Below are 25,932 nucleotides of genomic sequence, written 5' to 3' on the forward strand. Positions count from 1 at the left end.
CCCCCCCCCCCCCCCCCCCCCCCCCCCCCCCCCCGGGGGGGGGGGGGGGGGGCGCGCCCCCCCCCCGTTCGCCGCCGCGCCGATGCCGGAGTCCGGCACTGCTGCCCGGTCCGCATACCCCTCCCCCCGACCCCCTCCCCCAAGGGGAGGGGGGGAAAAGGAATACCGCCCGGCCGATCTGGCGGTCTATATCCACTGGCCGTTCTGCCTGTCGAAATGCCCCTATTGCGATTTCAACTCCCATGTCCGGGAGACGATCGACATTGCGGCCTGGCAGGCGGCCTATCTCGGGCAGCTGCGGGCCTGCGCGGCGCGGACCGGCCCGCGGCGTGTGACCAGCCTGTATTTCGGCGGCGGCACGCCCAGCCTGATGCCGCCGCAGACCGCAGGCGCGATCATCGACGAGGCGGCGGCGGTCTGGAACCTCGACAGCGACGCCGAAATTACCCTTGAGGCCAACCCGGCGGCCGCCGACCGGGCGCGTTTCGCCGGCTTCGCGGCGGCCGGCGTCAACCGGGTCTCGATCGGCGTGCAGAGCTTCGACGACGGGGACCTGCAGTTCCTCGGCCGGAACCATTCCGCCGGCGACGCGCGGCGGGCGCTGCGGCTGGCGCGCCGCTCTTTCGGCCGGTTCAGCTTCGACCTGATCTACGCCCTGCCCGGGCAGACGGCGGCGGACTGGCGGGCGCAGCTCCGCGGCGCGCTCGCCGAGGCCGGCGACCATCTCTCGCTCTATCAGCTCACGATCGAGCCGGGCACCGCCTTCCACGCGCAATGGCAGCGCGGCGAGCTGGCGACGCCGGACGACGATACGACCGGAGCCCTGTACGAAACCACCCAAGAGGCGATGGATGCCGCGGGCCTGCCGGCCTACGAGATTTCCAACCACGCCCGGCCCGGCGCCGAATCGCGCCACAACCTCGCCTACTGGCGCTATGGCGACTATGCCGGGATCGGCCCCGGCGCCCACGGCCGGCTGACGCTCGGCGGCGCGCGCCACGCCACCCGGCAGCACCGCGCGCCGGAGGTGTGGCTGGAACGGGCGTCGCGGGCGGACGATCCGCAGGCGGCGGAGCAGGGCAGCACGATCGTTTCCGGCGCCGAGGCCATCGTCGAGGCCGTCATGATGGGCCTGCGCACCGCGGAAGGCGTGCCGCTTGCCCGGCTCGCGGCGCTGAGCGACGATCCGGAAAACATCGAAGCCGCCCTGGACCGGGACGCCGTCGCGCGCCTCGCCGAAGCCGGCCTGCTGGTCGACGACCCGGACCGGCTGCGCGCCACTGCCGCCGGCCGCCAGCGCCTCAACGCCGTGCTCGCCGCGATTGTGCGGTGATGCGTTAGGAGCCGGGAGCGGACCCGTCTTAGTTCGTGCCGATGGCGAAGCTGGTGCGCGCGGGATCGACGACCCGGAAGCCCTTGCGCCGCACTTCCAGCACCGCGAGGCCGCGCTCGATCAGGCCGTTCTCGCCGAAGCGGAAGATGCCGTCCGCGCCGAGGAAGCCGTTCGGATCGGTGAGCGCGCGCCGGGTGAAGGGATTGCGCCCCGGGCTACCCCCGGACTGCCCCCGTTCCCGCCCCCGTTCTGCAAGGGCCGCGGCGAGCGCGACGGCGTCGTAGGCCATGCTGGCGAAGCGGTCGGGCTTCGCCTTGAAGGCCTGTTCGTAGCGTCCGGCGAAGCGGGCGCTGATGTCCGGTTCCGGCGCCGTGAACCAGCCGCCGCGCAGGACATGCTCCGACTGCAGGCTGGGGTCGTTCCAGTTCGACATGCCGAGATACTGGTAGTCCGGCGACAGCACGTCGTTCAGCGCCAGCAGGCCGGCCACGGTGCGCAGCCGGTCGCCGCCGGCATGGATCAGCACGGCCCGGTAGGGCGGCTCCTCGGCGAAGGCCTCGATCCGCTCGCGCATCGGCGCAATCTCGCCGGGGTAGAAGGCCGTCCGGAGGACCTCCGCGCCGTGGCGCAGCGCCGCCGCCTCGGCATACATGACGATGCGCTCCCCGGTCGCCGAGGCCGGAACCAGCACGCCGATCTCCGAGAAACCGTTGTCGGCGGCATGGCGGACGATCCGGTCGACCTGCTGGCGCAGCAGGAAGCTGAGCAGGAACACGTTGCCACCGGCGACGCTTTCGCTGTTCGAGAAAGCGAGCAGGTTGATCCGGGCCCGGGCGGCCCGGCGCTTCGCCGCGGCGACCGCATCGCGGAACAGCGGGCCGACGATCAGCCGGGCGCCCGCCGCGACAGCCTTGCGCGCCGCCGCCGATGCGCCCCTGGCCGTGCCGGCGGTATCGAAGGAGAGAACCGTGAGCGTGCCGCTGCCCGATTCCATGACCGCCATATGCGCGGCGTTTTCCATGGATTTGCCGATATCGGCATAGCGGCCCGAAAGCGGCAGGAGCAGGGCGATCGTGACCCGGCCGGCCTCGCGGGACACGCGGTCCGGCGGTTTGGCCGCCGATCCGGGCTTGCCCTTGGGAGCGCAAGCCGCCAGGGAAAGCGCGAGCATCAGCAGTATCGCGAGCATCGCGGCTGGCATGCGCGCCGCCCGAACTGCGCCATCCGCCGTCGCCACCGCCTTTATGGGCGCGCCTGCATGGGCTACCGTCACCTGTCGCTCCCGTATTTTCTGCCCGTCAAGAGCCGGTCCGAAGCCATGTATCCGATGTCCCGCAATCAAGGTAGTGACTGGCGGATTTGTTGTAAACGCTGCGGCCGATGACCGAACCGCCGCACAAGCCGGCCCGGGACGCGGCCCGCGAACCGGATGCGCCGCCCCTCCCGCCGGGCCTGTATCCGGTGGCGACGCCGATCGGCAACCTGCGCGACATCACCCTGCGCGCGCTCGATACCCTGGCCCAGGCCGACCTGGTCGTCTGCGAAGACACGCGGGTGACCGGCCGGCTGCTCGCCCATTTCGGCATCGCGGCGCGGCTGCGCAGCTACAACGACCGCAACGCCGCCCGGCAGCGCCCGGCGATCCTTGAAGCATTGAATGCGGGCAAGAGTGTGGCGCTGGTCAGCGACGCGGGCTCGCCGCTGATTTCCGATCCCGGCTACCGGCTGGTCGTCGACGCCATCGCGGCCGGCCACCGGGTCGAGGCGGTGCCTGGCCCGACCGCGGCGATCGCCGCCCTGCAGGTCTCCGGCCTACCGACCGACCGGTTCCGCTTCGTCGGCTTCCTCGCGCCGAAGGACGCGAAGCGGCGGCGGCAGCTCGCGGAACTCGCCGGCGAGACCTGCACCCTGATCTTCTACGAGAGCGGTCCGCGCCTCGCGGCGAGCCTGCGGGCGATGGCCGATATCCTGGGCGACCGGCCGGCCGCGGTGGCGCGCGAGCTGACCAAGCGCTACGAGGAGGTGCGCCGCGGCATGCTGGCGGAGCTGGCGGCGGGGTTCGACACCGCGCCGAAGGGCGAGATCGCGGTCGTCGTGGGCGGCCGGGCGGACGACGACGCCCGCGAACCCGGCCACGACACCGACGCCCTGGTCCGCGCCGGGCTTGCGGCCGGAGACAGCGTCCGCTCGGTCGCCGATGCGGTCGCCGACGCGACGGGACTGCCGCGGCGCTCGGTCTACCAGCGCGCGCTTGCGCTTTCCAATGAGGCGCCGCAAGAGCGCGGGCCGGCCTCGCAATGAGCCCGCAATGAGCCGGCGGCCTTGACTGAAAAGGGGACGGGAAAGGGGACGGGAAAGGGGCGCGAGAAACGCCGGCGGGCTCGGCGCGCCGGCCTGCGCGCCGAGACGGCCGCCGCCTGGTATCTGCGCTGCAAGGGGTACCGGATCGAGGCCCAGAACCTGCGCACGCCGGTCGGCGAGATCGACATCGCGGCCCGGCGCGGCGGCACGCTCGCCATCGTCGAGGTCAAGCACCGGCCGGAGTCGGGCGACCTCGGCAGCGCGGTGACCGCGGCCCAGCAGCGCCGCCTGGTCAACGCCGCCGGCTGGCTGCTCTCGGCGCGGCCGGGGCTGGCGCGGCTCACCGTCCGTTTCGATGTCGTGCTGGTCACGCCGGGCCGCCTGCCGCTACATTTGCCGAACGCCTGGCAGGCCTGAGGAGCGGGAATGACCGGTTTGACCGACGGGAACCCGGCGCGCGGCGGCTACCGCGCCTTCGCGGACCCCGACGCCGCCGAGGCATGGCTGACGGCGCTCGGCGGCGCGCCGGACGCGGCCATCGACCTGACCGGCGCGTGCCTGGCGCTCGGTGCGCTGGAGCGGCCGTGGCAATCCCTCGACCGGGAGGTCGGCCACCTGCGCCGCCTCGCCGAAGACCTGCGGGGCGCGGCGACCGTTGCGGGCCTGCCGCCGGCGGGGCGGGCGGAAGCCATCGCCGGCGTGCTGCACGGCCGGCACGACTATCGCGGCGACCGGGAAAGCTACGACGACCTGCGCAACGCCAACCTGCTCGCGGTCATCGAGCGCCGCCGCGGCCTGCCGATCGCGCTGAGCATCCTCTGGCTCCACCTAGCCCGCGCCATGGACTGGCCGGCCGAGGGCGTCAACTTTCCCGGCCACTTCCTGGTCCGGCTCAGCGACGGTCCGGAGCGGCTGATGGTCGACCCGTTCGACGGCGGCCGGACGGTCGGAACCGAAGGCCTGCGCGCGCTCATCAAGCTGGTCGAGGGCGACGATGCCGAGCTGAAGCCGCACCACTATTCGCCGGCCTCGAACCGCGACATCCTCCTGCGCCTGCAGAACAACATCAAGCTGCGGCAGATCCAGGCCGGCCGGCTGGACGACGCGCGGACGACCGTGGAGCGGATGCTGCTCTACGCGCCCGACCGGGCGGCGCTGTGGCACGCGCTGGGCGTGCTCAACGCCGAAACCGGCCGGCCGAAAGCCGCCCTCGACGCGCTGGGCAAGGTCGCCGGCCTCGACGATACCGGCGCCTGGCAGCGCCAGGTCGCCCGCCTGATGCAGCAGCTGCGGCGGAGGCTGAACTAGGGGCGGATTCGCTCCCGCGGGGCAAACGTCAAACGCTCCTGCTTCATGTTATATATCATTATTCTATTGACTAATGTTAGTCGTTCAACTAATTTTAGCTTGCTATTTAACGAAAGGTGATTCCATGAGCGCGTCCGGCTACTCGTTCGAAAACCCTTTCAGGCCCGGCGCGGGCCATATGCCCCCGTACCTGGCCGGCCGGACAGAGGAACTGGACGATTTCAGAAAGGCATTACGCCAAAAGACAATCCTGGAAAATGTGATCCTGACCGGGCTGCGCGGCGTCGGCAAAACGGTCCTGCTCGAGACCTTCAAGCCGATTGCAAGACAGGCCGGCTGGCTATGGGTCGGCCAGGACCTGTCCGAAGCGGCAAGCCTGACCGAGCAGAACCTCTCCGAGCGCATGATGGCGGATCTGGCCGTCGTGACATCCGGTTTGCTCCTTCGAACGGAGAAGCAGCTTCAGATGGGCTTCGGCGGCAGGGAGGTCGAGGCCTCTCATCCTCTCGGCTATGACGATCTTCGCTCGATTTTCGACAAGACTCCCGGCCTTGTGTCCGACAAGCTCAAAGCCGTTCTGTTGTCTGTGTGGGAAGCGCTTTCGCCAGGGAATACACCGGGAATCGTGTTTGCCTATGACGAAGCGCAAAATCTGGCGGACCACGCCGGAAAAGGGCAGTTTCCGCTCTCTTTGATGCTCGACGTGTTCCAGTCGATACAAAGAATGGGCGTTCCCTACATGCTTGTGCTGACCGGGCTCCCGACGCTGTTTCCGAAACTTATGGAGGCCAGAACGTATACCGAGCGGATGTTCCATGTGCTGTTCCTGACGCAATTGAACGACCGGGACAGCCGCGATGCGATTACAAGGCCGATCGAGGGCGAAAACTGCCCGATCGCCTTCAAGGAAGAGACCGTCGAGCGCATACAAAAGACGGCCGGAGGTTATCCTTACTTCATCCAGTTTATTTGCCGCGAATATTTCGATACCTGGCTGAACCAACACAGGAGCGGGCAGGAGATGTCGGTCTCCAGTCCGGACATCCTCAGAAAACTGGATACGGACTTCTTTGCCGGGCGCTGGTCGCGCGCGACAGATCGCCAGCGGGAATTGATGGAGGTCATCGCCTCGCTCCCGGACAGCGATTCCGAATTCACGGTCCAGGAGGTCGCCGACCTGTCCAAAACCCTGTTGGACAAACCCTTCAGCCGCAGCCACGTCAGCCAGATGCTCGTGTCGTTGAGCCAGGCAGGGCTCGTGTACAAGAACAGGTATGGCAAATACCTGTTTGCCGTTCCCCTTCTTTCGAGTTTCATCAAGCGGCAAATGCGGGAACAGCGATCGATGCTTCCCGTTTGATCTTCCGTCGGGAGCCTGCCGCTCTTCGGGTGGCCTCCCCGCGCCTTTCCGCAGGCGGGCAGCAGAAATCCGGACCAGTTTCGGAAAATGTGCTTGCAATATGCAAAGAATCCCTATATTCGTAGATTGGAACAATTCATGAAAATCGGAGTCGGTTCATGGCCGTCTCTTTTCCCGTGCCGGAGGCCCCGCCTTGAACGGTCCGGACGATGCAGCGGGCGGCGCCGATCGTCCCGGACGACCCGGCGGGCTGCACCGAAACGGGACACAACATGACGAATCATGACATTTCATGACACCTGCACGCACGCTTGTCCGTTATCGAGGCCGGGCGTTCTTCCTTTCCGTCACCCCGACCGGAGGGAGCGAAGGGACCTCGGCTCGAAAGGGAATACAGGTGGCGAATGCCGGCGACGAGATTCCTCCGCTCCGCGGTTCTTCGAACCGCTCCGGTCGGAATGACGGGAAAGGGTGCAGACAGCACCGACATGACATTTCATGACATCGCCGCACACCCCCTCGGGGTGCCGCTCGAATCCTTCAAAAGAGGAAGAGGACAGCCGAACCTGAGGCGCCGAACCTGGCCGGAAACGAAGAAACATGACGAATCATGACATCTCCTGACACCTTGCCCCATCCGTCAGGCCGGCCGGGCCGCGGCCGCCGGGCGGGCCGGCTTCCCTTGACGGCGGGTTTGCCTTAGGTGAACCGGCGAAAGCCGCAGGCGGGCCGGACATACTTGTACGGGGCATGACATGGCGCTCAGCGTCGCGATCCAGATGGATCCGATCCACAGCATCGACATCCGGGCGGACAGCACCTTCGTGCTGGCCATGGAGGCCCAGGCGCGCGGCCACACGCTGCATTACTACACGCCGGACCGGCTGCGCTTCCGCGACGGCACGGTGAGCGCGCCGGTGCAACGCCTGACGGTACGGGCCGAGCCGGGCAACCATGCCGACCTCGGCGCGGCGCGGCTCGCCGACCTTTCGGAGATGGACGTGATCCTGCTGCGCCAGGATCCGCCGTTCGACCTGGCCTACATCACGACGACCCATTTTCTCGAGCATATCCACCCGGCGACGCTGGTGGTGAACGACCCGGCCGAGGTGCGCAACGCGCCGGAGAAAATCTACGTCAACCGCTATCCGGACCTGATGCCGCCGACCCTGGTCTCGGGCGATCCGGAGGCGATCCGGGGGTTCCGCGACGAGCATGGCGAGATCGTCGTCAAGCCGCTCTACGGCAACGGCGGCGCCGGCGTGTTCCACCTCCGGCCCGGCGACGACAATCTCGGCTCGCTGCTGGAAATGTATGCCGAGCAGTTCCGCGAGCCGATCATCGCCCAGCGCTACCTGCCGGAGATCCGCCAGGGCGACAAGCGCATCATCCTGGTCGACGGCGAAGTCGCCGGCGCCGTCTCGCGCATGCCCAACGAAGGCGAGGCGCGCGCCAACTTCCACGCCGGCGGGCAGCCGAAGCAGGCCGTGCTGACCGACCGGGAGCGGGAAATCTGCGCCCGCATCGGCCCGGACCTCAGGGCGCGCGGGCTGGTCTTCGTCGGCATCGACGTGATCGGCGACTGGCTGACCGAGATCAACGTCACCTCGCCGACCGGCATCCAGGAGACCAACCGCCTGTCCGGCACGAAGATCGAGGCGCAAATCTGGGACGCCATCGAGGGGAGGCTCCAGGATTAGGGAGCCCGGCAAACCCCTTCAGGAAATCAACGATTGCCACCCCGGCCGACCGCAGGGAGAGCCGGGGACCAGGGCCGCAGGAAAGGACTGCGCTTTCGGCTCTGGACCCCGGATCGTCGCTGCGCTCCGTCCGGGGTGACACTGGTGGGTTTTGCGCGCACAGCAGTGCCCTCAAGCGATGCGGCGAACGTAGACCGCCCTACCGCTGGAGGATGTCGCTGACCTCTTTCAACTGGGTGCGGGCGCGCAGCAGGAAGAACCCCTGGGCGGCCAGGTGGTTGGGCTGGAGCATGCCGTCGGGCGCGCCGTTGCGCACGATGAGCGGCTGCAGTTCGGCGGCGCGGCGCAGGCTCGCCATCATGTTGGCCCACACCGTCTGCGCCTGCTTCTCGGCCAGGATGCCGGCGAAGTCGGCGCCGAGTTCGCGCAGGATCATGTAGTAGCCGTAGACCCGGCCCTTGGTGCGGTAGAACAGGTCGTCGGACCGCGTATCGAAGACGATGCCGCCGAACCGCTCGACCCGCTCGGCGATGCGCGCGGAATCCGAGCCGATATCCGCGTTCACCCGGTCGATCAGGGTTTGCAGGTTATCGGCGCGCCGCTCGAAGGTCGCCGCCCCGGCGGCGAGGCGGGTGTTGTAGCGCAGCAGCGAGCGCATGGCGGCGCGGTACTGCGCCTCGGTCGAGGAGGTCGGCAGCAGGCTGACGCTGATATCCCAGACCCAGGTGTAGGGCGAGTAGCGCAGCTTGCCCATGGCGTCTTCGAGATCCTTGTCGACGACGCTGGAGCCGCGGGTGCGGCCGATCTTGTCGGCCATTTCGATGGCGAAGCGGCCGAGCGCGTCGCGGACGCCGACCTGGAAGTTGGGCAGGTTGTCGAGCGCCCAGGACGGATAGATGAAGGGATCATTTGGCGTCCAGGCGTGATCGACGGTCTCGCGCCGGATCAGCGCCGCCGCCATCCCGACCGCCCGGCTGGCGCCCTTTTCCGCCGGCGCAGTCATTTCGGTGTCGTCGCCGATCCGGTGCATGAGAGCCATGCCGACCGGATAGTAGAGCAGGACGACCGCGAGAAGGCCCCAGAGCGCCCAGCGGGCGATGCGCCAGCGCAAACGGCGCGGCGGGGCGACCGGGCGATCCGGTGGGCGCGTTGTGCCGGACCTGCTCCGGAACAGCCGCCGGAGCCGGCCCGGCCGCCTCGCCTCTCCGGCGCCGGGGCGCGGCCGGTCGGGGACGTCGTCAAACAGCGGGTCTGCTCTGCGGGCCATCGCCAAGAGATGGGGAATGGCGGCGGCGGCAACAAGGCCCGCCGGCGCCGGACGATGCGGCCGGACCGGCGGCGATCAGGCCTTCAGGAAGCCGACGATCCGGTAGGTTTCCGCCAGGATCGGGTCGGCGATGGCGTGCGCCTTTTCCGCGCCGCCGGCCAGCACCCGATCGATCTCCGCCGGATCGTCGAGCAGCCGGCGCATTTCGGCGTTGATGGCGCCGAGCCGGTCGACCGCGAGATCGGCGAGCGCCGGCTTGAAGCGGCCGAAGCCCTGGCCCTCGAACTCGCCGAGCACCTCGGCGACCGGCCGGTCGGCGAGCGTGGCGAAGATGCGCACGAGGTTGAACGCCTCGGGACGCGCGTCCTCGGCCGCTTGCGTCACCTGCCCGTCGGCGCCGACGACCTCCGGCCCCGGCAGCGGCTCCGGATCGGTCTTCGCCTTGCGGATCTTGAGCGCGATGGCGTCGGCATCGTCGGTCATGTTGATCCGGCTCATGTCTGACGGGTCGGACTTCGACATCTTCTTCGTCGCGTCGCGCAGGCTCATCACCCGCGTCGCGCCGCCGAAGATCATCGCCTCGGGCGGCGGGAAGAAATCGACGCCGAAGTCGTGATTGAACTTCTGGGCGATGTCGCGCATCAGCTCGACATGCTGCTTCTGGTCCTCGCCGACCGGCACATGGGTCGCGTGGTAGAGCAGCACGTCTGCCGCCTGGAGCGCCGGATAGGCGTAGAGGCCGAGCGACGCATTCTCCCGGTCCTTGCCGGCCTTCTCCTTGAACTGGATCATCCGGTTCATCCAGCCGAGCCGGACGACGCAGTTGAAGATCCAGGCGAGCTGGGCATGCGCCGGCACGGCCGACTGGTGGAACACGACCGAGACCTTCGGATCGATGCCCGAAGCGAGCAGCGCGGCGGTAACCTGGCGGGTCTGGTCGGCCAGTTGCGCGGGGTCCTGCCAGACCGTGACCGCGTGCAGGTCGACCATGCAATAGATGCAGTGAAAGCCCTCGTGCTGCAGCCGCGCCCAATTGCGGATCGCGCCGAGATAATTGCCGAGCGTGACCCCGCCGGAGGGCTGGATACCGGAAAAGATGCGTTTCATGGAACGGGCCGGATGGCGCGGAACAGGATGAGCGGAGCAGGACTAAGCCCGTCCGCGCCGGCCCGGTCAAGGCGGCGGAATCGTCCCGGCTTCCCGGTCCTCGCGGTCGGAGCGGCGCAGCATGGCCCGCATTTCGGCCACCGACGCGGCGCGCAGCAGCAGGCACAGGGCTGCGTAGGCCACCGCCCCGCCGACTACCATCGCCAGCATCGAGAGAACCCGCTGCCACACCGCGCCGGAAAGCCACGGCCACAGGGCGTCGGCAGCCGGCCAGAGCAGGCCCGCCATGACCAGCGCGGCCAGCGCGAAGCGCGGCAGCCGCGCGCGCAGCCGCGCGTCGAGCGTGAGATGGCCGCGCCGGACGAGAAACCAGGCGAGCAGCAAGGTGTTGATCCAGGCGGCGACCGACGTGGCGATCGCAATGCCGAGATAGCCGACGCCCAATGGCCAGACCAGCAAGGGCGACAGGACCATGTTCACGACCATGGAAATGACTGCGTAGATCATGGGGTTGCGCGTGTCCTGCCGGGCGAAGAAGCCGGGCGACAGCACCTTGATCAGCACGAAGGCCGGCAGGCCGGTGGCGAATACGGCGAGCGCCCAGGCTGTGGCGGCGGCGGCGTCCGGCGTGAACCTGCCATACTGGAACATCACGGTGACGATCGGCAGCGCGGCGACGATGAGCGCGGCGGTCGCCGGCAGCGTGAGCAGCATCGACAGTTCGATGGCGCGGTTCTGGACCGCGTTGGCGCGCGCTTCGTCACTTTGCAGCGTGCGCGAAAGCTCCGGCAGCAGCGCCGTGCCGATCGCGATGCCGACGAGGCCGAGGGGAAACTGGTACACCCGGTCGGCAAAGTGGATGTAGGAGACGACGCCGGTCAGGAAGGTGCCGATAATGGTGCCGATCAGGATATTGATCTGGGTCATGCCGCCGCTGACCAGGCCGGGCACCATCAGCATGAGCAGCCGTTTGACGGCCGGCGTCAGCCGCGGCCGGCGCAGGCGCAGGCCGAGGCCGGCCCTGTGGCAGGCCCAGGCGAGCCAGACATACTGGCCGATGCCGGCGAGGGCGACGCCCCAGGCCAGCATGTGGGCCGGTGTCTCGAACCGGTCCCGGGCGAACAGCAGGCCGAGGATCAGCACGACGTTGAGCAGGATCGGCGCGGCAGCGGCGGCGGCGAAGCGGTAGGTCGAGTTGAGCATTCCGCTCATCATCGCGACGATCGCCATGCACAGCAGGTAGGGCAGGGTCAGCCGGGTCAGGAGGACCGCGGTGTCGAACAGCTCCGGCCGCGCGGCATGGAAGCCCGGCGCCACGACCAGCAGCACCTGGGGCATGAAGATTTCGACGACGACGGTGAAGATCGCGAGACCGAGTACCAGAATGGAAAAGACCCGGTCGGCAAACTGCATCGCCTCGCGGCGGCCGTCCCGCTCGAGCCGTTTCGAGAACATCGGCACAAAGGCGGCGGCAAAAGCGCCCTCTGCGGCGAGGCGGCGGAACATGTTGGGGAAGCGGAACGCGACGATAAACGCTTCGACCACGCCGACCGCGCCCAGATAATGCGCCATCAGGATATCGCGCACGAAGCCGAGAATCCGGCTCGCCAGGGTCCAGAACGCGACGATGGCGGAGGAGCGAAGCAGCTTCACGAGCCGCCGCCCTGCGATGTCTCGGGCGTATAGCAGAGCAGCCGGGCGCCGGCCTGCCCGTCGACCGCAAGCTGATCGATCAGGTCGAAATCGCGCCAGTTCGCCGTAAGCAGCGTGGCGCCCGCCGTCCGCGCGCAAAGATAGATGGCGGCGTCCGCGAGGAAGCGCCGGCGCTCGGCCCGGCTGCCGCCCTGCAGCCGCGCGAGCACGCCGGCGATCAGCCCCGCCGCCATCCAGCCGGACGCCGGAAGGGAAACGGTTCGCCTGATCTCGATCCGGTCGAGCAGGTCCCCGAGCGTCGACCGGGACCGCACGGCATGAGCGGCATCCGGCTTAATCGCACCGAGCCCGAAGGCCAGTTCGGCCAGGCAAACGGTCGAGTGGAGATGGCGGCGGCCCGGCAACAGAGCCTCCAATGCGAGCGGCATCTTCCCCGACAAGGCATCGATATAGGCGCAGGTGTCCAGCATGACCGGCCCGGCGAGGGAAACGGCCGGAAAGAACGGCAGCGCCGAACGGTCCCTGTATCCGAGGGGCGTCCGGCGCTTTTCCGGCCGGATGCGGCGCTGCCAGCGCGCCAGATCAGCCGCGAGGCTCACAGATCGATCGTGAATTCCCGCGGCAACGAGCCGCGCCGGGCAGCCAGCCAGGAACCGAATTCGTCCGGATCGGCCAGCGCCTCCAGCCCGGCGCGCACCAGATCGGAATCCCGGGCAATGCCGGTCGCGGCCCTGGCCCGTTCGTAGAGGACATCGTCGATCCGCGCTGCGATCCGGCGATCCTTGGACGCCGCCACAGCGCCGTAGACCGCGCCTTCGTCGGCCATGCCCGGACCGTAGGAACCGGTATCGGCCGCGGCATCATCGGCGACCGCAACGCCAACCGCGGCTAGCAAATCCCGCAACTGGGCCATCGTTATCGTAATCGATTCAGGCATGGTGGCCTCCTTTTGAGGTCCATATGTTGCACAAAATATTAGTAATGTCAAACAAATCAGGCTGCCGCGTATTCAGGCTCTGCGCTGAGGGACATCAGGACGGCCTTGCGCACCTCTTCCTGTTTCTGCGCGTTGGTGATTTTCATGCCGAAGACATCCTTGACGTAGAAAACGTCGACAACGCGTTCGCCGTAGGTCGAAATCTTGGCGGTGCCGATCTGCAGGCCGCATTCGGTCAAGGCGCGGGTCACGTCATGCAACAGGCCCGGCCGGTCGCGGCCGTTGACTTCGATGACAGAAAAGAAATTGCTCGCGGTATTGTCGATCAGGACGCGCGGCGGCACCTCGAACACGTCGCGCGCCCGCCGCGGCAGCGATTCCCTGCCGACCAGCTCGCGCCAGGGCCGCAGTTCGCCGGTCAGGCTGTTGGCGATCCGGTTCTTGAGGCGCTCCAGATCGCGGGGATCGGAGACCGCCTTGCCGGCGGTGTTCTGGATCGTGAAAATGTCCAGCGCATGGCCGTTGGCCAGGGTAAAGATGCGCGCCTCGACGATCGACGCGCCGAACAGCGCCATGGCGCCCGCGATTTGCGAAAACAGGCCGGGATGGTCGGGCGTATAGACCGTGACCTCGGTAACCGAACGCTTCTCGTCGATCCCTACATCGATGGAAATTTCCGCATTGTCCCGATGTGCGCTTCGGGTAAGCGCGGCGTGGCGGGCCTGGGTCGCACTGTCGAGCGAAAGCCAGTATGCGGTGTAGCCGAGTTCCAAAAATTCCTCGATATCTTCGGACGGCCAATCCGCCAGATGCGTCGCGACCGCGTCCTTGGCCCGTGCGACGCGCGCCGCAACGGTATCGGCCTCGATACTGCCGCTGAGCAGTTCTTCGGTCCGGTAGTAGAGTTCGCGCAGGAGCGCCGCCTTCCAGCCGTTCCACACGGCCGGGCCGGTCGCGCGCATATCGGCGACGGTCAGGACCAGCAGCAGGCGCAGCCGCTCCGGCGACTGGCAGTGGTCGGCGAAATCCCGGATCGTCTTCGGGTCGTCGATATCGCGTTTCTGGGCGGTGTTGCTCATCACCAGGTGATACCGGACCAGCCAGGCGACGGTCTCGGTTTCCTGGCTGTCCAATCCGAGCCGCGGGCACAGGTCGAGGGCCAGTTCTGCGCCGATTACGGAGTGATCGCCGCCGCGCCCCTTGGCGATATCGTGCATCAGGACAGCGACGTAGAGCGCCCGGCGTGAGGCAACCTTGTGGACGATCTCGGTCGCCAGCGGGTGATCCTCGGCGAGGTCGCCGGTCTCGATCCGGTGCAGCAGGCCGACCGCACGGATCGTATGCTCATCGACCGTGTAGACATGGTACATGTCATGCTGCATCTGGGCGACGACCCGGCCGAAGTCCGGGATGAAGCGGCCCATCACCCCGGCCTCGTTCAGCCGCTTCAACGTCCCGGCCGGATCGTTCTTCGACGTCAGCATGGCGAGGAAGCTGGCGTTGGCCGCCGGATCTTCGCGAACCGCATTGTCGATCGACTTCAGCGATTGCGTGATCTGCCGCAGCGCAGACGGGTGAATGTCGAGCCGGTGAATCTGGGCCGTTTCGAACAGTCGCAGCATATTCGCCGGATCCCGCCGGATCACTTCCTCGCTCTTCATATTCAGGCGACCGGACCGGACCACGAAATCGCCGAGCTCCCGCTCCCCGCTGAGACGCCCCGGCAGTCGGACCCACGGGCGCCGTTTGGTCTCGTCCTCCAGCGCGGCGCAGAAGATCCGGGTAAGGTCGCCGACATCCTTGGCAACCAGATAGTAGCGCCGCATGAAGCGCTCCACGCCGCGCTGGGTTTTCCGGTCGCCGTAGCCCATAAGCCGGGCGATCTCGGGCTGAACGTCGAAGGTAAGGCGTTCCTCCGGGCGGCCCGTCAGATAGTGCATGTGGCAGCGGACGGTGGTCAGGAAGGCGTGCGCCTTCCGGAAGAGGCCCGCTTCAAGATCCGAGAAGACATTGCGGTCGACCAGATCGCCGATCGCGTCGACCCGATAGAGATTCTTGGCGATCCAGAACAGAGTATGGAGATCGCGCAGGCCGCCCTTGCCGTCCTTGATGTTCGGCTCCAGGACATAGCGGCTGTCACCCATCTTCGCGTGCCGCACGTCCCGCTCGGCCAGCTTTTGGGTGACGAAACCGTTGTCGCCTTCAGCGGCGGTGAAATCGCGGAATTTCTGGCGCAAACCGCGGTACAGCGCGGCGTCGCCCCACAGGTACCGGGCTTCCAGCAGGGCGGTCCGGATCGTCAGATCGGACTTTGCCAGCCGGATGCACTCGTCGATCGACCGGGTGGCGTGGCCGACCTTGAGGCCGAGATCCCACAAGGTATAGAGCAGGAATTCGACGATCTGCTCCGCGTGGGGCGTCAGCTTCCAGTTCGACAGGAACAGCAGATCGATGTCGGACTGGGGCGCCAGTTCACCCCGGCCGTAGCCGCCGACGGCGACGATCGCCTGTTTCTCGCCTTCCGTCGGGTTTGCCACGGGATAGACGCGTTCGTAGGCGAAGTCGTAGATCACGCGGACGATCTGATCGACGAGAAAGCAGTGGGCCTGGACGCATTGATGGCCACGCAGCGCGGTATCGGCCTCGCGGTCGAACCGCTGCCGGACTTCCAGCCGCCCGGCGTCCAGCGCCGCCTTGAGAACCTTGAGAACGGACGCGCGCACCGCCGAAGGATCGCCGGCGCTCCCGGCAACGGCATCGAGTTGTTCGACAAGCTCGCGCCTGTCGACGATCCGGCGTTGGTTGGCAAGCGGCGCCGCGCTCGAAAAATCCATGACTCGATCGGTCCGATGACTTTGCCGCGTCGGTGCGCGGTTGCGCCGGCGACGCGCCGCCGGCCCGCAGTCCGCGCCTCGTATAAACTATTACCGTACGGAATACAGGCCAGCCGCCGCGCCAATGCGGGCGCGGCCTGCTGCAATTTCCGGCCGGGAGCCGTTCCTGCCGTGGCGCGACGTTGCGGCACAGGCAGGAACATGCGGGACGCGCCTTTGCGCTGCCATATCTTGGACAGGCCACCGGACACCGACGAGCAGACCATGACCAGCCTGTCCCGTGTTGGAATTGCCGGCGTCCTCGCCGCCGTTGCCGTCGCTGTCATCTACCTTGCCGTCCTTTCGGGCGACTTCGGCGGGCCTGCGGACAACGGCGCATCCGCAACCGGGCAGGCCCGCGCCGAAAGGCTCTTCGCAGGGCTGAAAAACTCCGAACGGTTCAAGGCGTCGGGCGGCTCGGTCAACTGGGCGGACGCCGAGGCGCTGGGCGACGAAGGCGTTCTGATCCGCAACCTCAGCATCAAGGGCACGGACTGGGACGGCCGGCCCACGGCGGTTGCAGCCGCAGAAGTGCATATCCGGCGGATCGACTGGAACAATATCGGAATGTCACCCTATGGCGATGTCGAAATCCGCGGATTGACGGCCACCAACAGCAAAGTCGCGGCCTTTGCGGCGGCGACCGGCGTCACGGCTTTCGTCGCCGATCTGAAGGCGCGGTGGGACTACAAGCCCGACACCCGGATCGCGGATCTCCAAACGCTCGATCTGGCGATCCGGAAATGGGGTACGCTCAGCGCGCAGGGGCAGCTTCACGGGCTGGATATCGCAATCCTGCAGGAGATGCAGAGTGGCGGCGAAATCGATCCCGCCTATGTCGCCGGTCTGATGGCGGGCGCGAAAATCGGCCGGCTCGAAATTTCGTTTACGGACCGCGGCGCGATCGACCGGCTGGCGGCAATGCGGGCCGAAGAGACAGGTCAGGACAAGAGCCAAGTCATCGATCGCGCGCTGGCGGGGTTGGCCGCGCAAAAAGCCGGTCAACCTTTCGAAATCGTCCGGCAGGCCTACGACGCCCTGATCGTGTTTGTGAAAAAACGCGGCACGATCGCCCTCAAGGCGACGCCGGAGAAACCCGTTCCGCTGCTGCGCCTAGCGCTGACCAGCAGGTCCACCCCGGCGGGCATCGACCGGCTGGCGCGGGAATTGGGCCTGTCTGTCGAGGCGCGCTGACGCCGGCCGCGCGGCAGGGCGTTTCAATCGCGAACGGTCGCGCGCAGCCGGTAAAGGAATTCCAGCGCTTCACGCGGCGTCAGGTCGTCCGGATTGAGATCCTCCAGCAGCGTCTCGGCTTCGGACGGGCCGGCTGCGCGGGGCGGCTCCGCAATCTCAGCGCTGAACAGCGGCAGGTCGTCGGCCAGGCGATTGACGTTCGCGCCCTGATCGCCGGCTTCCAGGGTCGCCAGGACTTCCTCGGCGCGCGCGACAACGGCGCCGGGCAGGCCGGCCAGGCGGGCGACATGGATGCCGTAACTGGCCTCGGCGTCGCCGGGCGCAACCTCGTGCAGAAAGACGATCTCGTCCTGCCACTCCCTGACCCGCATGGTGTGCCGCGACAGCCGGTCGAGACGGGCCGAGAGCGCGGTCAGTTCGTGATAGTGCGTCGCGAACAGGGCGCGGCACCGGAGATTGTCGTGCAAATGCTCCACCGTCGCCCAGGCGATTGAAAGCCCGTCGAAGGTGGCGGTGCCCCGGCCGATCTCGTCCAGTATGACCAGCGAGCGCGGCGAGGCCTGGTTCAGGATCGCGGCGGTCTCGACCATCTCGACCATGAAGGTGGAACGGCCGCGCGCAAGGTCGTCGGCCGCGCCGACCCGCGAGAACAGCCGGTCGACGATGCCGATCGTCGCGCTCTGCGCCGGCACGAAGCTGCCGGCCTGCGCGAGAATCGCGATCAACGCATTCTGGCGCAGGAACGTGCTTTTGCCGGCCATGTTCGGCCCGGTCAGCAACCACAGGTTCCGGTCGGGGCCTAGGTCGCAGTCGTTCGGCACGAAGGGCGTATCGGGCTGCATCGCCTCGACGACCGGGTGCCGGCCGGCCGACACGGCGAAGGACGCATCCGCCGTTACCGTGGGCCGGCACCAGCCGTTGTCGGCGGCCAGGGCGGCCAGGGCGGCGCTGACATCGAGTTCCGCCATGGCCTGGGCCGCCCGGGCGATCGGTTCCGCCTGGCCCAGCGTTTCGGCGAGCAGGTCGTCGAACAGCGCCAGTTCGATCGCCAGCGACCGGTCGACCGCGCGGACGAGATCGGATTCCAGTTCGGAAAGGGCGACCGTGGTATAGCGCGTCGCGCTCGCCATGGTCTGCCGGTGGATGAAGGGACTCTCGGCGCCGGTCGGCAGCTTGCCCGATTGCGCCGTCGAGACTTCGATATAGTAGCCAAGCACATTGTTGTGCCGGATCTTGAGCGAAGGGATTCCGGTCTTTTCGCGCAAATCCGCTTCCATCCTCGCGATCAGGCCGCGGCCGTCCTTCCTGAGCGCCGTCTGCTTGTCGAGCGCTTCGGAATAGCCCGGCGCTATGAAGCCGCCGTCGCGGCTTTGCAGAGGCAGATCCTCCGCCAGGGCGCGGCTCAGCCGGTCGACCAGGGGGTCGTGGCTGCCGAGGCGGCGGACGAGGTCGGTCAATTCTTCGAGACCGGCGAGGCCCGTGGCGCCGAGGGCTCCGCCCAGCGGACCGGTCGCTGCCAGAGCGTCGCGGATCGCCGCAAGGTCTCGTGGACCGCCGCGGCCCAGGGACAGCCGCGAAAGGGCCCGCTCGGCATCAGGCGTTTGTTTCAGCAGGTCGCGCACCCGGTCGCGAACGCCGGGATCGTCCTCGAAGAAGCCGACCAGCCGGAGCCGCGCTTCGATGGCCGCAACATCGGTCAGCGGCGCACCGAGCCGTTCGGCCAGCAGCCGGGCGCCGGGGCCGGTGAGGGTGCGGTCGACGACCGACAGCAGGCTGCCTTTCCGTTCGCCCGACAGGGTTCGGGCCAGCTCCAGGTTGCGCCGCGTCGGCGCGTCGATTTCCATCGTATCGCCGCCGCCATGGCGGATCGGGCGCGACAGGCGCGGGGCCCGGCCCCGTTGGGTCAGATCGACATAGTCGAGCAACGCGCCGGCCGCGGCCGTTTCCGAGCGGGTGAAGGCCCCGAACGAATCGAGCGAAGCGACAGCGAAATGCGCCGTGAGGCGGGCCTCGGCATTCAGACTGTCGAAACGGCTGGCCGGCTGAACGGTCAGCCGGTCGCTCCACTCGGCGAAGGCCTCGTAAAGCGCGGGCTGCTCGATCAACCTGTCGGAGACGAGGATTTCCGATGGCTCGAGCCGTGACAGCACCGCGCCTAGGTCGCCGGGCGTGACCGGCTGGACGGCAAAATCGCCCGTCGTCATGTCGAGCCACGCCAGGCCCAGTTCGCCGCCCGCCTCGGCCAGCGCCGCGAGGTAGCTGTGGGCCCGGGCGTCGAGCAGCGTGTCCTCGGTCAGCGTGCCGGGGGTCACGACCCGAATGACGTCGCGCCGGACCAGCGCCTTCGATCCGCCGCGTTTCCTTGCCTCGGCCGGATCTTCCATCTGCTCGCACACCGCGACCTTGAATCCGGCGCGGATCAGACGCGCGAGATAGGTCTCCGCCGCATGGACCGGCACGCCGCACATCGGCACATCCTGGCCGGCCTGCTTGCCCCGTTTGGTCAGTGTGATGTCAAGCGCGCCTGCCGCGGCGACGGCATCGTCGAAGAACAGTTCGTAAAAATCGCCCATCCGGTAGAACACCAGGCAGTCGGGATGCGCCGCCTTGACCTCCCGGTAGTGCGCCAGCATGGGCGTCAGGCCCGGTTTCCCGGGCGGTTCGACGGGGACGTTCATAGTCGGGAAAGGGCGGGGCCTTTGCTCGGCGTTCCGGGGCGCATCGCCGCTATCCTCGCCAAGCTTGCGCCCGTTGTCGATATCGTCGTCGGCAAAACCCCCGCCGACCGTAGATGCGCCGTAGGGGATGCGCCGGATGGGGGTGTGACGGACGCGGCGATGGGCAGGCGCGGCGGCGCGGCCTATAACGGCGGCATCCGACACCCAGCCCGCCAGCGCCGCCGCCATGTCCGAATCCGAACACGTTACCGACCGGGAAGCCCTGCTGATGCACGCCTCCGGGCGGCCGGGCAAGATCGAAATATCGCCGACCAAACCGCTGACGACCCAGCGGGACCTCGCGCTCGCCTATTCGCCCGGTGTCGCGGCGCCGGTGCTGCGCATCTCGGAAGACGAAGGCGCGGCCTACGACTACACGGCGCGCGGCAACCTGGTGGGCGTCATCTCCAACGGCACGGCGATTCTCGGCCTCGGCGATCTGGGCGCGCTTGCCTCGAAGCCGGTGATGGAGGGCAAGGCCGTCCTGTTCAAGCGCTTTGCCGATGTCGATGCGATCGACCTGGAGGTCAGCACCGACGATGTCGACGCCTTCGTCAACTGCGTCCGCTATCTCGGGCCGAGCTTCGGCGGGATTAACCTCGAAGACATCAAGGCGCCGGACTGTTTCATCATCGAACAGCAGCTGCGCGAACTCCTCGACATTCCGGTGTTTCACGACGATCAGCACGGCACCGCCATCATCATGGCGGCCGGCCTGATCAACGCGCTCGACCTGACCGGCCGTTCGATCCGCAAGGCGAAAGTCGTGATCAACGGCGCCGGCGCTTCGGGTATCGCCTGCGCCGAACTGATCAAGGCGATGGGGGTGCCGGAAGACCACGTCGTCATGTGCGACACCCGCGGCGTCATCTATCAGGGCCGCGAGCAGGGCATGAACCAGTGGAAATCGGCCCACGCGGCGGCCACCGACGCGCGCACGCTCGAAGACGCGGTCAGCGGCGCCGACGTGGCGGTCGGCCTGTCGGTCAAGGGCGCGTTCACCGGCGAAATGATCAAGCGGATGAGCGCCAAGCCGATCGTCTTCGCGCTCGCCAACCCGGATCCGGAAATCACGCCCGAGGAGGTTCAGGCAGTCCGCGCCGACGCCATCGTCGCGACCGGCCGGTCGGATTACCAGAACCAGGTCAATAACGTGCTGGGCTTCCCCTACATTTTCCGGGGCGCCCTCGACGTCCGGGCGTCGACGATCAACGACACGATGAAGATTGCCGCCGCCGAAGCGCTCGCGAAGCTGGCGCGGGAGGACGTTCCGGACGAAGTCGACGCGGCCTATTCCGGCCGCCGTCTACGCTACGGCCCCGACTATGTCATCCCGGTGCCGTTCGATCCGCGCCTGATCGAGGCGGTGCCGTACGCCGTCGCCACCGCCGCCATGGAGAGCGGCGTCGCCCGCAAATTCATCGTCGACGAAGACGGCTACCGGCAGGAACTGCGCAGCCGGCTGGACCCGGCCGCCTCTTCGCTGCAACGGGTGCTGGACCAGGCGCGCGCGAACCCCAGGAAGATGGTCTTCGCCGAGGGCGAGGAGGAACGGGCCATCCGGGCGGCGATCGCCTATGTCACCTCGGGCTACGGGACGGCCGTGCTGGTCGGCCGCGAGCAGCTGATCCAGGCCGCGCTTGAGGAGGCTGGCCTCGAACTGCCTGCCGGAGTCGACGTGCACAATGCGCGCAAATCAACGTCCCACAAACAGTTCGCCGAGTTGCTGTACCAGCGCAAGCAACGCGAGGGCTGGCTGTTCCGCGACTGCCAGCGCATGGTGAACCAGGACCGCAACGTCTATGCGGCCTGCCTGGTCGCGAGCGGCGAGGCGGACGCCATGCTGACCGGCCTGACCCGGCGCTTTGCCGTCAGCTACGAGCAGATCCGCTATCTCATCGACAACCGCCAGGGCGCCCGGGTCTTCGGCATGACGATGATCGTCGCGCGCGGACGGACCGTGTTTATCGCCGATTCGAGCGTCAACGAGGAGCCGACCTCGGTCATGCTGGCCGATATCGCGGAGCAGGCCGCCGCCAAGGCGCGCGACCTGGGCCACGAGCCGCGGGTCGCTTTCCTGTCCCATTCGAATTTCGGCAATCCCCTGACCGACCGGGGCGACCGGATTCGCGACGCGGTGGCATTACTCGATTCGCGCCGGACCGACTTCGAATACGACGGCGACCTTTCCGCCGATGTCGCACTCGATCCGGCCCTGATGGCGCTCTATCCGTTCTGCCGGCTGTCGGGCCCGGCTAACGTCCTGGTGATGCCGGATCTCGACGCCGCCAACATCTCCGCCAAGCTGATGCAGAAGATCGGCGGCGGCACGGCGATCGGGCCGATCATGCTGGGCCTCGACAAGCCGGTGCAGATCGCCCAGATGGGCTCGACGGTCAACGACCTGCTGAACCTGGCGGCCTTCGCCGCCGCGGACGCCGCCTGAACCGACCGTTTCAGGGTCCGGCCGCACCGGCCCGCCATGGACTCGGACATTTCACCGTGATGTCATGCCCGGCGCATACTATGCCCGGATGTACGGGCCGTGCCGGCAAGTGCACCGGACATCGGCAAGCATTGGGACAGGGGGCCGGACGTGGCCGATACAGGCAGCGATACGCCGGAGACAGGCAAGGACTCCCCACCGGATGCGCCTGAAACGGCGGGCCGGCACGGGCCTTCCGGCCTGCGCCCCGCTGCGCCGCCTGCCTCCGCCATCCGGGGCGCATCCGGAAGGGACCTGACGGCGCCGCTTGCCGCCGGCGCGGCCGCCGGCGCGGTCGCCGGCATCGTCAACTCCGGCGCCGGCGCGGTGCAGGGCATACTGGCCGGGCTCGCGGCCGGTTTCGCCACCGGCCTCCTCTTGCGGGCCGTCGCGATGCGATCGTCGCGGCACCGCCCCGAAGCCGCGCCGACAGGGCATGAACCGGTCGGATCCGCAGACCGGGGCGAGACCGGGACGGGCGCTGCGATGCAGCAGGCAACCGTCGATCTGGTGCGTCGAATGCCGGTGCCGGCAGTCCTCGTCAGCGAAGGCCGGGACGTTCTGGCCGTCAGCCGCGGGGCGGAAGACCTGTTGCGCCGCGTTGCCGAGGGCCGGCCGCTGCCGGATTCGATTCGCCATCCGGAGTTGCTGGCGGCAGTCCAGCACTCCGTCGAGGACGGTGTCGAGCGGGAGGTGACGATCCGGGAATCCGTGCCGCAGGACCGCCATCTCCAGGCGCTGGTGGCGCCGCTCGGCCAACCGGCGCGGGCCGGATCGCCGGACCGGCAGGACGGGTCCGGCCGGGAGCCGGACGGTCTCCGGGGAGCGCTGATTCTCCTGCGTGACCTGACCCCGCAGATCCAGGCCGACCGGATGCGGGTCGATCTGGTCGCCAACGTCTCCCACGAACTGCGCACGCCGCTCGCCTCGCTGGCCGGTTTTCTCGAAACCCTGCGCGGTCCGGCGGCAAACGATGCCGCGGCCCAGGAGCGGTTCCTGAGAATCATGGAGGAGCAGACGGCGCGCATGACGCGGCTGGTCGATTCGCTGCTGTCGCTGTCGAACATCGAGATGGACGAGCACCGACCGCCGACCGGCCGGGTCGAACTCAACGCGACGGTGCGGCGCGTGATCGATGCACTGAAGATCGTTGCCGAGCGGCTGGGTAGCCGGATCGTCGCGATGCACGAGCTCGAACCGGCGGAAATCGTCGGCGACGAAGACCAGATTGCCAGGGTCGCCCGCAACCTGATCGAAAATGCGATCAAATACGGCAAGCCCGGCACGGCGATCGAGGTCCGGGTCTTCGCTCCGGGCGGGAGCGGACCGGGCGTCGGCGAAGTGGCGGTATCCGTGAACGACTGCGGCGACGGCATTCCGGAGGAACATCTGCCGCGGCTGACCGAGCGCTTCTACCGTGTCGACGTTGCCCGCGCGCGCAACGTCGGGGCGAATGTTGCGGCGCCTTCCGGCGGGACCCCTGCCGGCGCTGGCGGCCAACCCCCCGATTCTGGCGGCGCCGGCCTGGGGCTGGCGATCGTCAAGCATATTCTGGCGCGCCATGGCGGGCGGCTGGAAATTGCCAGCGAGATCGGCGTGGGCAGCCGCTTCACCGCCGTGTTCCCGCCGGCGCCGGCCGCCGCATCGCTGCCCCCCGGAGAAACGGAACCAGGGCAGCCGGCGTAGCCGGACGCAGCCCGGTTCAGGCCGGCTCAGACCGTCGGGTCGTCGCGCAGCCTGACCAGTTGTTTGCCGAAATTCTCGCTGCGGAACAGCTTCAGCAGGGCCCTGGGCGCATTTTCGATGCCGACCTCGACATCTTCGCGATACCTGATCCGGCCTTCGGCGATCCAGCCGGCCATCGCCTCCAGGCCCTCCTGCCAGCGGCTCCAGAAATCGGTGACGATGAAACCGGTGACGCGCAGCCGGTTGGTGAGGATCTGGCGGGTATAACGCGGCACCCGTTCCGGCTCGGTCAGGTTGTATTCGCTGATCATGCCACAGATAGCGACCCGGCCGAACGGATTGGTCAGCGGATAGACGGCGTCGGAAATCCAGCCGCCGACATTGTCGAAATAGCCGTCGATGCCGTCCGGGCAGGCCTCCGCCAAAGCTGCACCGAGGGCCGCGGAATCCTTGCCGAAGCGGCGATAGTCGAGACAGGCGTCGTAGCCCAGCTCGTCGACGCAATAGCCGCACTTGGCCTCGCCGCCGGCAATGCCGACGACCTGTGCGGCGCCCTCTATCCGGGCGATCTGGCCGACCAGCCCGCCGACGGCGCCGGACGCGGCCGACACGACGACCGTGTCGCCCGCCTTGACGCTCATCACCTCTTTCGTGCCGAAATAGGCTGTCATGCCGGGCATGCCGAGAACGCCGACGGCGGTCGAAACCGGCGCCAGGGCAGGGTCGATCCTGCGGGTGAGCCGGCCGCCGGTGACACCGTATTCCTGCCAGCCCAGCCGCTCCTCGACGATGTCGCCGACACGGAAGTCCGGATGATTCGACGCGACGACCTCGCCGACCGTGCCGCCCTCCATTACGGCGCCGACCTCGACTGGTTTCGCATAGCTTTTCCCGGCATTCATCCGGCCACGCATGTAGGGATCGACCGAGAGCCAGATGTTGTGGATCAGGATTTCGCCTTCGCCCGGTTCCGGGACCGGCGTTTCCACGAGCCGGAAATTGGATTCGTCGAACATCCCGGCCGGCCGTTCGGCCAGCAGCCATTGGCGGTTCACAAGCGTCATGACTTCGGTATTCCGTTCTTGGGCGGTCGCGGATGCTTTCGACCGAGGGTTCAGCCCCATCGCTCGCGGTGGGCGTCCATGGCGGCGCGGGCGCCGGCGCGAATCAGGGAAAGGTCGCTGCCGGCGGCAACCAGGTCGTAACCGCGATCGAACATCTGAGCCGGCGAATGGCCCGAATGGGGCACGGCGGCCATCGGCTTGCCCGACGCCTTCACCGCCGCTTCGGCACTTTCGATAATGGCGCGGGCCTCCGCCGCCGGCACGGTCGGGTTGTAGCCGCTGGTGGCGGTCAGGTCGGTCGGGCCGATGAACAGGATATCGACGCCGTCGACCTGCGCGATCTCCGGAATGTTGGCGACACCCTTCTGCGTCTCGATCTGAATTATGGCGCAGACTTCGTCGTCGATTCGGTTCCAGTATTCGGCTGAATCGTGCCCGAACCCGGTGGCGCGGATCGCGCTGACGGCGCAGCCCCGGTTGCCGGCCGGCGGGTATTTGCAGGCGCGCACCGCCACCTCGGCCTCTGCGGCGGTCTCGACATAGGGCACCATGATGCCCTCGGCGCCGGTATCCAGCGCACGCTTGATGTAGGGCGTATCGTTCCACGGCACCCGGATGAACGCGGCCGGGCCGCCCGGCGCGCGGCCGTCGTCGTTGGCCGCGCCGATGCTGCCGGAGCACAGCGCCTGCATCTGCGCCGCCGCCCCCATCAGGTCGCCCGGCCCGTGTTCGTGATCGATGATGACGAAATCGACGCCGGCCCGGGCGACGATCTCCGCGTTCATGCTGCTGTTGGCCACCAGCCAGAGGCCGAGGGATTTCCTGCCGGCCGCAAGCCGGGCCTTCACGGGATTGCTGCGAATCATGGGCGTACTACCGGAATTGCCGGGCGCGAGGTTGACGCCCCTGTTTGAGGTTAACGCCCCTGTTTAGGGTGCGCGTACCGG

19 protein-coding genes are annotated in these 25,932 nt (G+C 67.9%); 9 read left to right on the top strand and 10 right to left on the bottom strand.

Annotated features, from left to right (window positions below):
• The first annotated feature begins 82 nt into the window (after positions 1–82).
• Positions 83–1,333, top strand: coding sequence for a radical SAM family heme chaperone HemW (gene hemW / locus OXM58_02760; protein MDE0147267.1), 1,251 nt, complete (start codon positions 83–85; stop codon positions 1,331–1,333).
• Positions 1,334–1,361: 28 nt separating this feature from the next.
• Here the strand turns inward: hemW and OXM58_02765 are convergent, their stop codons facing one another.
• Positions 1,362–2,606, bottom strand: a complete 1,245-nt coding sequence (locus OXM58_02765) for a penicillin-binding protein activator (GenBank protein ID MDE0147268.1) — start codon at positions 2,604–2,606, stop codon at positions 1,362–1,364.
• A gap of 107 nt (positions 2,607–2,713) precedes the next feature.
• Here OXM58_02765 and rsmI point away from each other — a divergent pair, with 107 nt between their 5' ends.
• From rsmI to gshB, 5 genes are all read left to right on the top strand, one after another.
• Positions 2,714–3,634 carry a 16S rRNA (cytidine(1402)-2'-O)-methyltransferase gene (gene rsmI / locus OXM58_02770; protein MDE0147269.1) on the top strand — a complete coding sequence of 307 codons (921 nt, stop codon included), beginning with the start codon at positions 2,714–2,716 and terminating at the stop codon, positions 3,632–3,634.
• Positions 3,635–3,655: 21 nt separating this feature from the next.
• A complete protein-coding gene (locus OXM58_02775; GenBank protein MDE0147270.1) occupies positions 3,656–4,051 on the top strand; it encodes a YraN family protein in 396 nt (131 codons plus the stop codon).
• A 9-nt stretch (positions 4,052–4,060) separates the two neighbouring features.
• On the top strand, positions 4,061–4,942 hold the full coding sequence (locus OXM58_02780; protein ID MDE0147271.1) for a transglutaminase-like domain-containing protein: 882 nt from the start codon (positions 4,061–4,063) through the stop codon (positions 4,940–4,942).
• 124 nt (positions 4,943–5,066) lie between these two features.
• Positions 5,067–6,302: an ATP-binding protein gene (locus OXM58_02785; GenBank protein MDE0147272.1), complete on the top strand. Its 1,236-nt coding sequence runs from the start codon at positions 5,067–5,069 to the stop codon at positions 6,300–6,302.
• A 755-nt stretch (positions 6,303–7,057) separates the two neighbouring features.
• The gene (gshB, locus tag OXM58_02790) at positions 7,058–8,002 is read left to right on the top strand and encodes a glutathione synthase (GenBank protein MDE0147273.1); all 945 of its coding nucleotides are present in this window, start codon (positions 7,058–7,060) and stop codon (positions 8,000–8,002) included.
• A 199-nt stretch (positions 8,003–8,201) separates the two neighbouring features.
• Here the strand turns inward: gshB and OXM58_02795 are convergent, their stop codons facing one another.
• The 6 genes from OXM58_02795 to OXM58_02820 form a co-directional block, all read right to left on the bottom strand.
• Entirely contained in the window at positions 8,202–9,113 is a 912-nt protein-coding gene (locus OXM58_02795) for a DUF2333 family protein (GenBank protein ID MDE0147274.1), read from the bottom strand.
• Positions 9,114–9,344: 231 nt separating this feature from the next.
• Positions 9,345–10,376, bottom strand: coding sequence for a tryptophan--tRNA ligase (gene trpS / locus OXM58_02800; GenBank protein ID MDE0147275.1), 1,032 nt, complete (start codon positions 10,374–10,376; stop codon positions 9,345–9,347).
• 66 nt (positions 10,377–10,442) lie between these two features.
• Positions 10,443–12,029 carry a murein biosynthesis integral membrane protein MurJ gene (murJ, locus tag OXM58_02805; protein ID MDE0147276.1) on the bottom strand — a complete coding sequence of 529 codons (1,587 nt, stop codon included), beginning with the start codon at positions 12,027–12,029 and terminating at the stop codon, positions 10,443–10,445.
• Positions 12,026–12,628 carry a hypothetical protein gene (locus OXM58_02810; protein MDE0147277.1) on the bottom strand — a complete coding sequence of 201 codons (603 nt, stop codon included), beginning with the start codon at positions 12,626–12,628 and terminating at the stop codon, positions 12,026–12,028. Before OXM58_02810 ends, murJ begins: the two co-directional genes overlap by 4 nt.
• On the bottom strand, positions 12,625–12,966 hold the full coding sequence (locus OXM58_02815) for a hypothetical protein (protein MDE0147278.1): 342 nt from the start codon (positions 12,964–12,966) through the stop codon (positions 12,625–12,627). The genes OXM58_02810 and OXM58_02815 overlap by 4 nt, the downstream gene beginning before the upstream one ends.
• Positions 12,967–13,022: 56 nt before the next feature.
• On the bottom strand, positions 13,023–15,800 hold the full coding sequence (locus OXM58_02820) for a [protein-PII] uridylyltransferase (GenBank protein ID MDE0147279.1): 2,778 nt from the start codon (positions 15,798–15,800) through the stop codon (positions 13,023–13,025).
• A gap of 264 nt (positions 15,801–16,064) precedes the next feature.
• Here OXM58_02820 and OXM58_02825 point away from each other — a divergent pair, with 264 nt between their 5' ends.
• Positions 16,065–17,033 (top strand): hypothetical protein, encoded by a 969-nt coding sequence (locus OXM58_02825; GenBank protein ID MDE0147280.1) that lies wholly within the window; start codon positions 16,065–16,067, stop codon positions 17,031–17,033.
• A 23-nt stretch (positions 17,034–17,056) separates the two neighbouring features.
• Here the strand turns inward: OXM58_02825 and mutS are convergent, their stop codons facing one another.
• A complete protein-coding gene (gene mutS / locus OXM58_02830) occupies positions 17,057–19,711 on the bottom strand; it encodes a DNA mismatch repair protein MutS (protein ID MDE0147281.1) in 2,655 nt (884 codons plus the stop codon).
• Between the two features lie 226 nt (positions 19,712–19,937).
• Between mutS and OXM58_02835 the strand changes: the two genes are divergently transcribed.
• Together OXM58_02835 and OXM58_02840 are read left to right on the top strand one after the other, a co-directional pair.
• Positions 19,938–22,196: an NADP-dependent malic enzyme gene (locus OXM58_02835; protein MDE0147282.1), complete on the top strand. Its 2,259-nt coding sequence runs from the start codon at positions 19,938–19,940 to the stop codon at positions 22,194–22,196.
• 99 nt (positions 22,197–22,295) lie between these two features.
• Positions 22,296–23,921, top strand: a complete 1,626-nt coding sequence (locus OXM58_02840) for an ATP-binding protein (GenBank protein MDE0147283.1) — start codon at positions 22,296–22,298, stop codon at positions 23,919–23,921.
• Between the two features lie 26 nt (positions 23,922–23,947).
• On the opposite strand, the gene OXM58_02845 is transcribed toward OXM58_02840, so the two are convergent.
• Positions 23,948–24,985, bottom strand: coding sequence for an NADP-dependent oxidoreductase (locus tag OXM58_02845; GenBank protein MDE0147284.1), 1,038 nt, complete (start codon positions 24,983–24,985; stop codon positions 23,948–23,950).
• Between the two features lie 50 nt (positions 24,986–25,035).
• Entirely contained in the window at positions 25,036–25,851 is an 816-nt protein-coding gene (locus OXM58_02850; protein MDE0147285.1) for an aldolase/citrate lyase family protein, read from the bottom strand.
• Between the last annotated feature and the right edge of the window lie 81 nt (positions 25,852–25,932).

The sequence above is a fragment of the Rhodospirillaceae bacterium genome (genome assembly GCA_028819475.1).
Classification (GTDB): Bacteria; Pseudomonadota; Alphaproteobacteria; order Bin65; family Bin65; genus Bin65.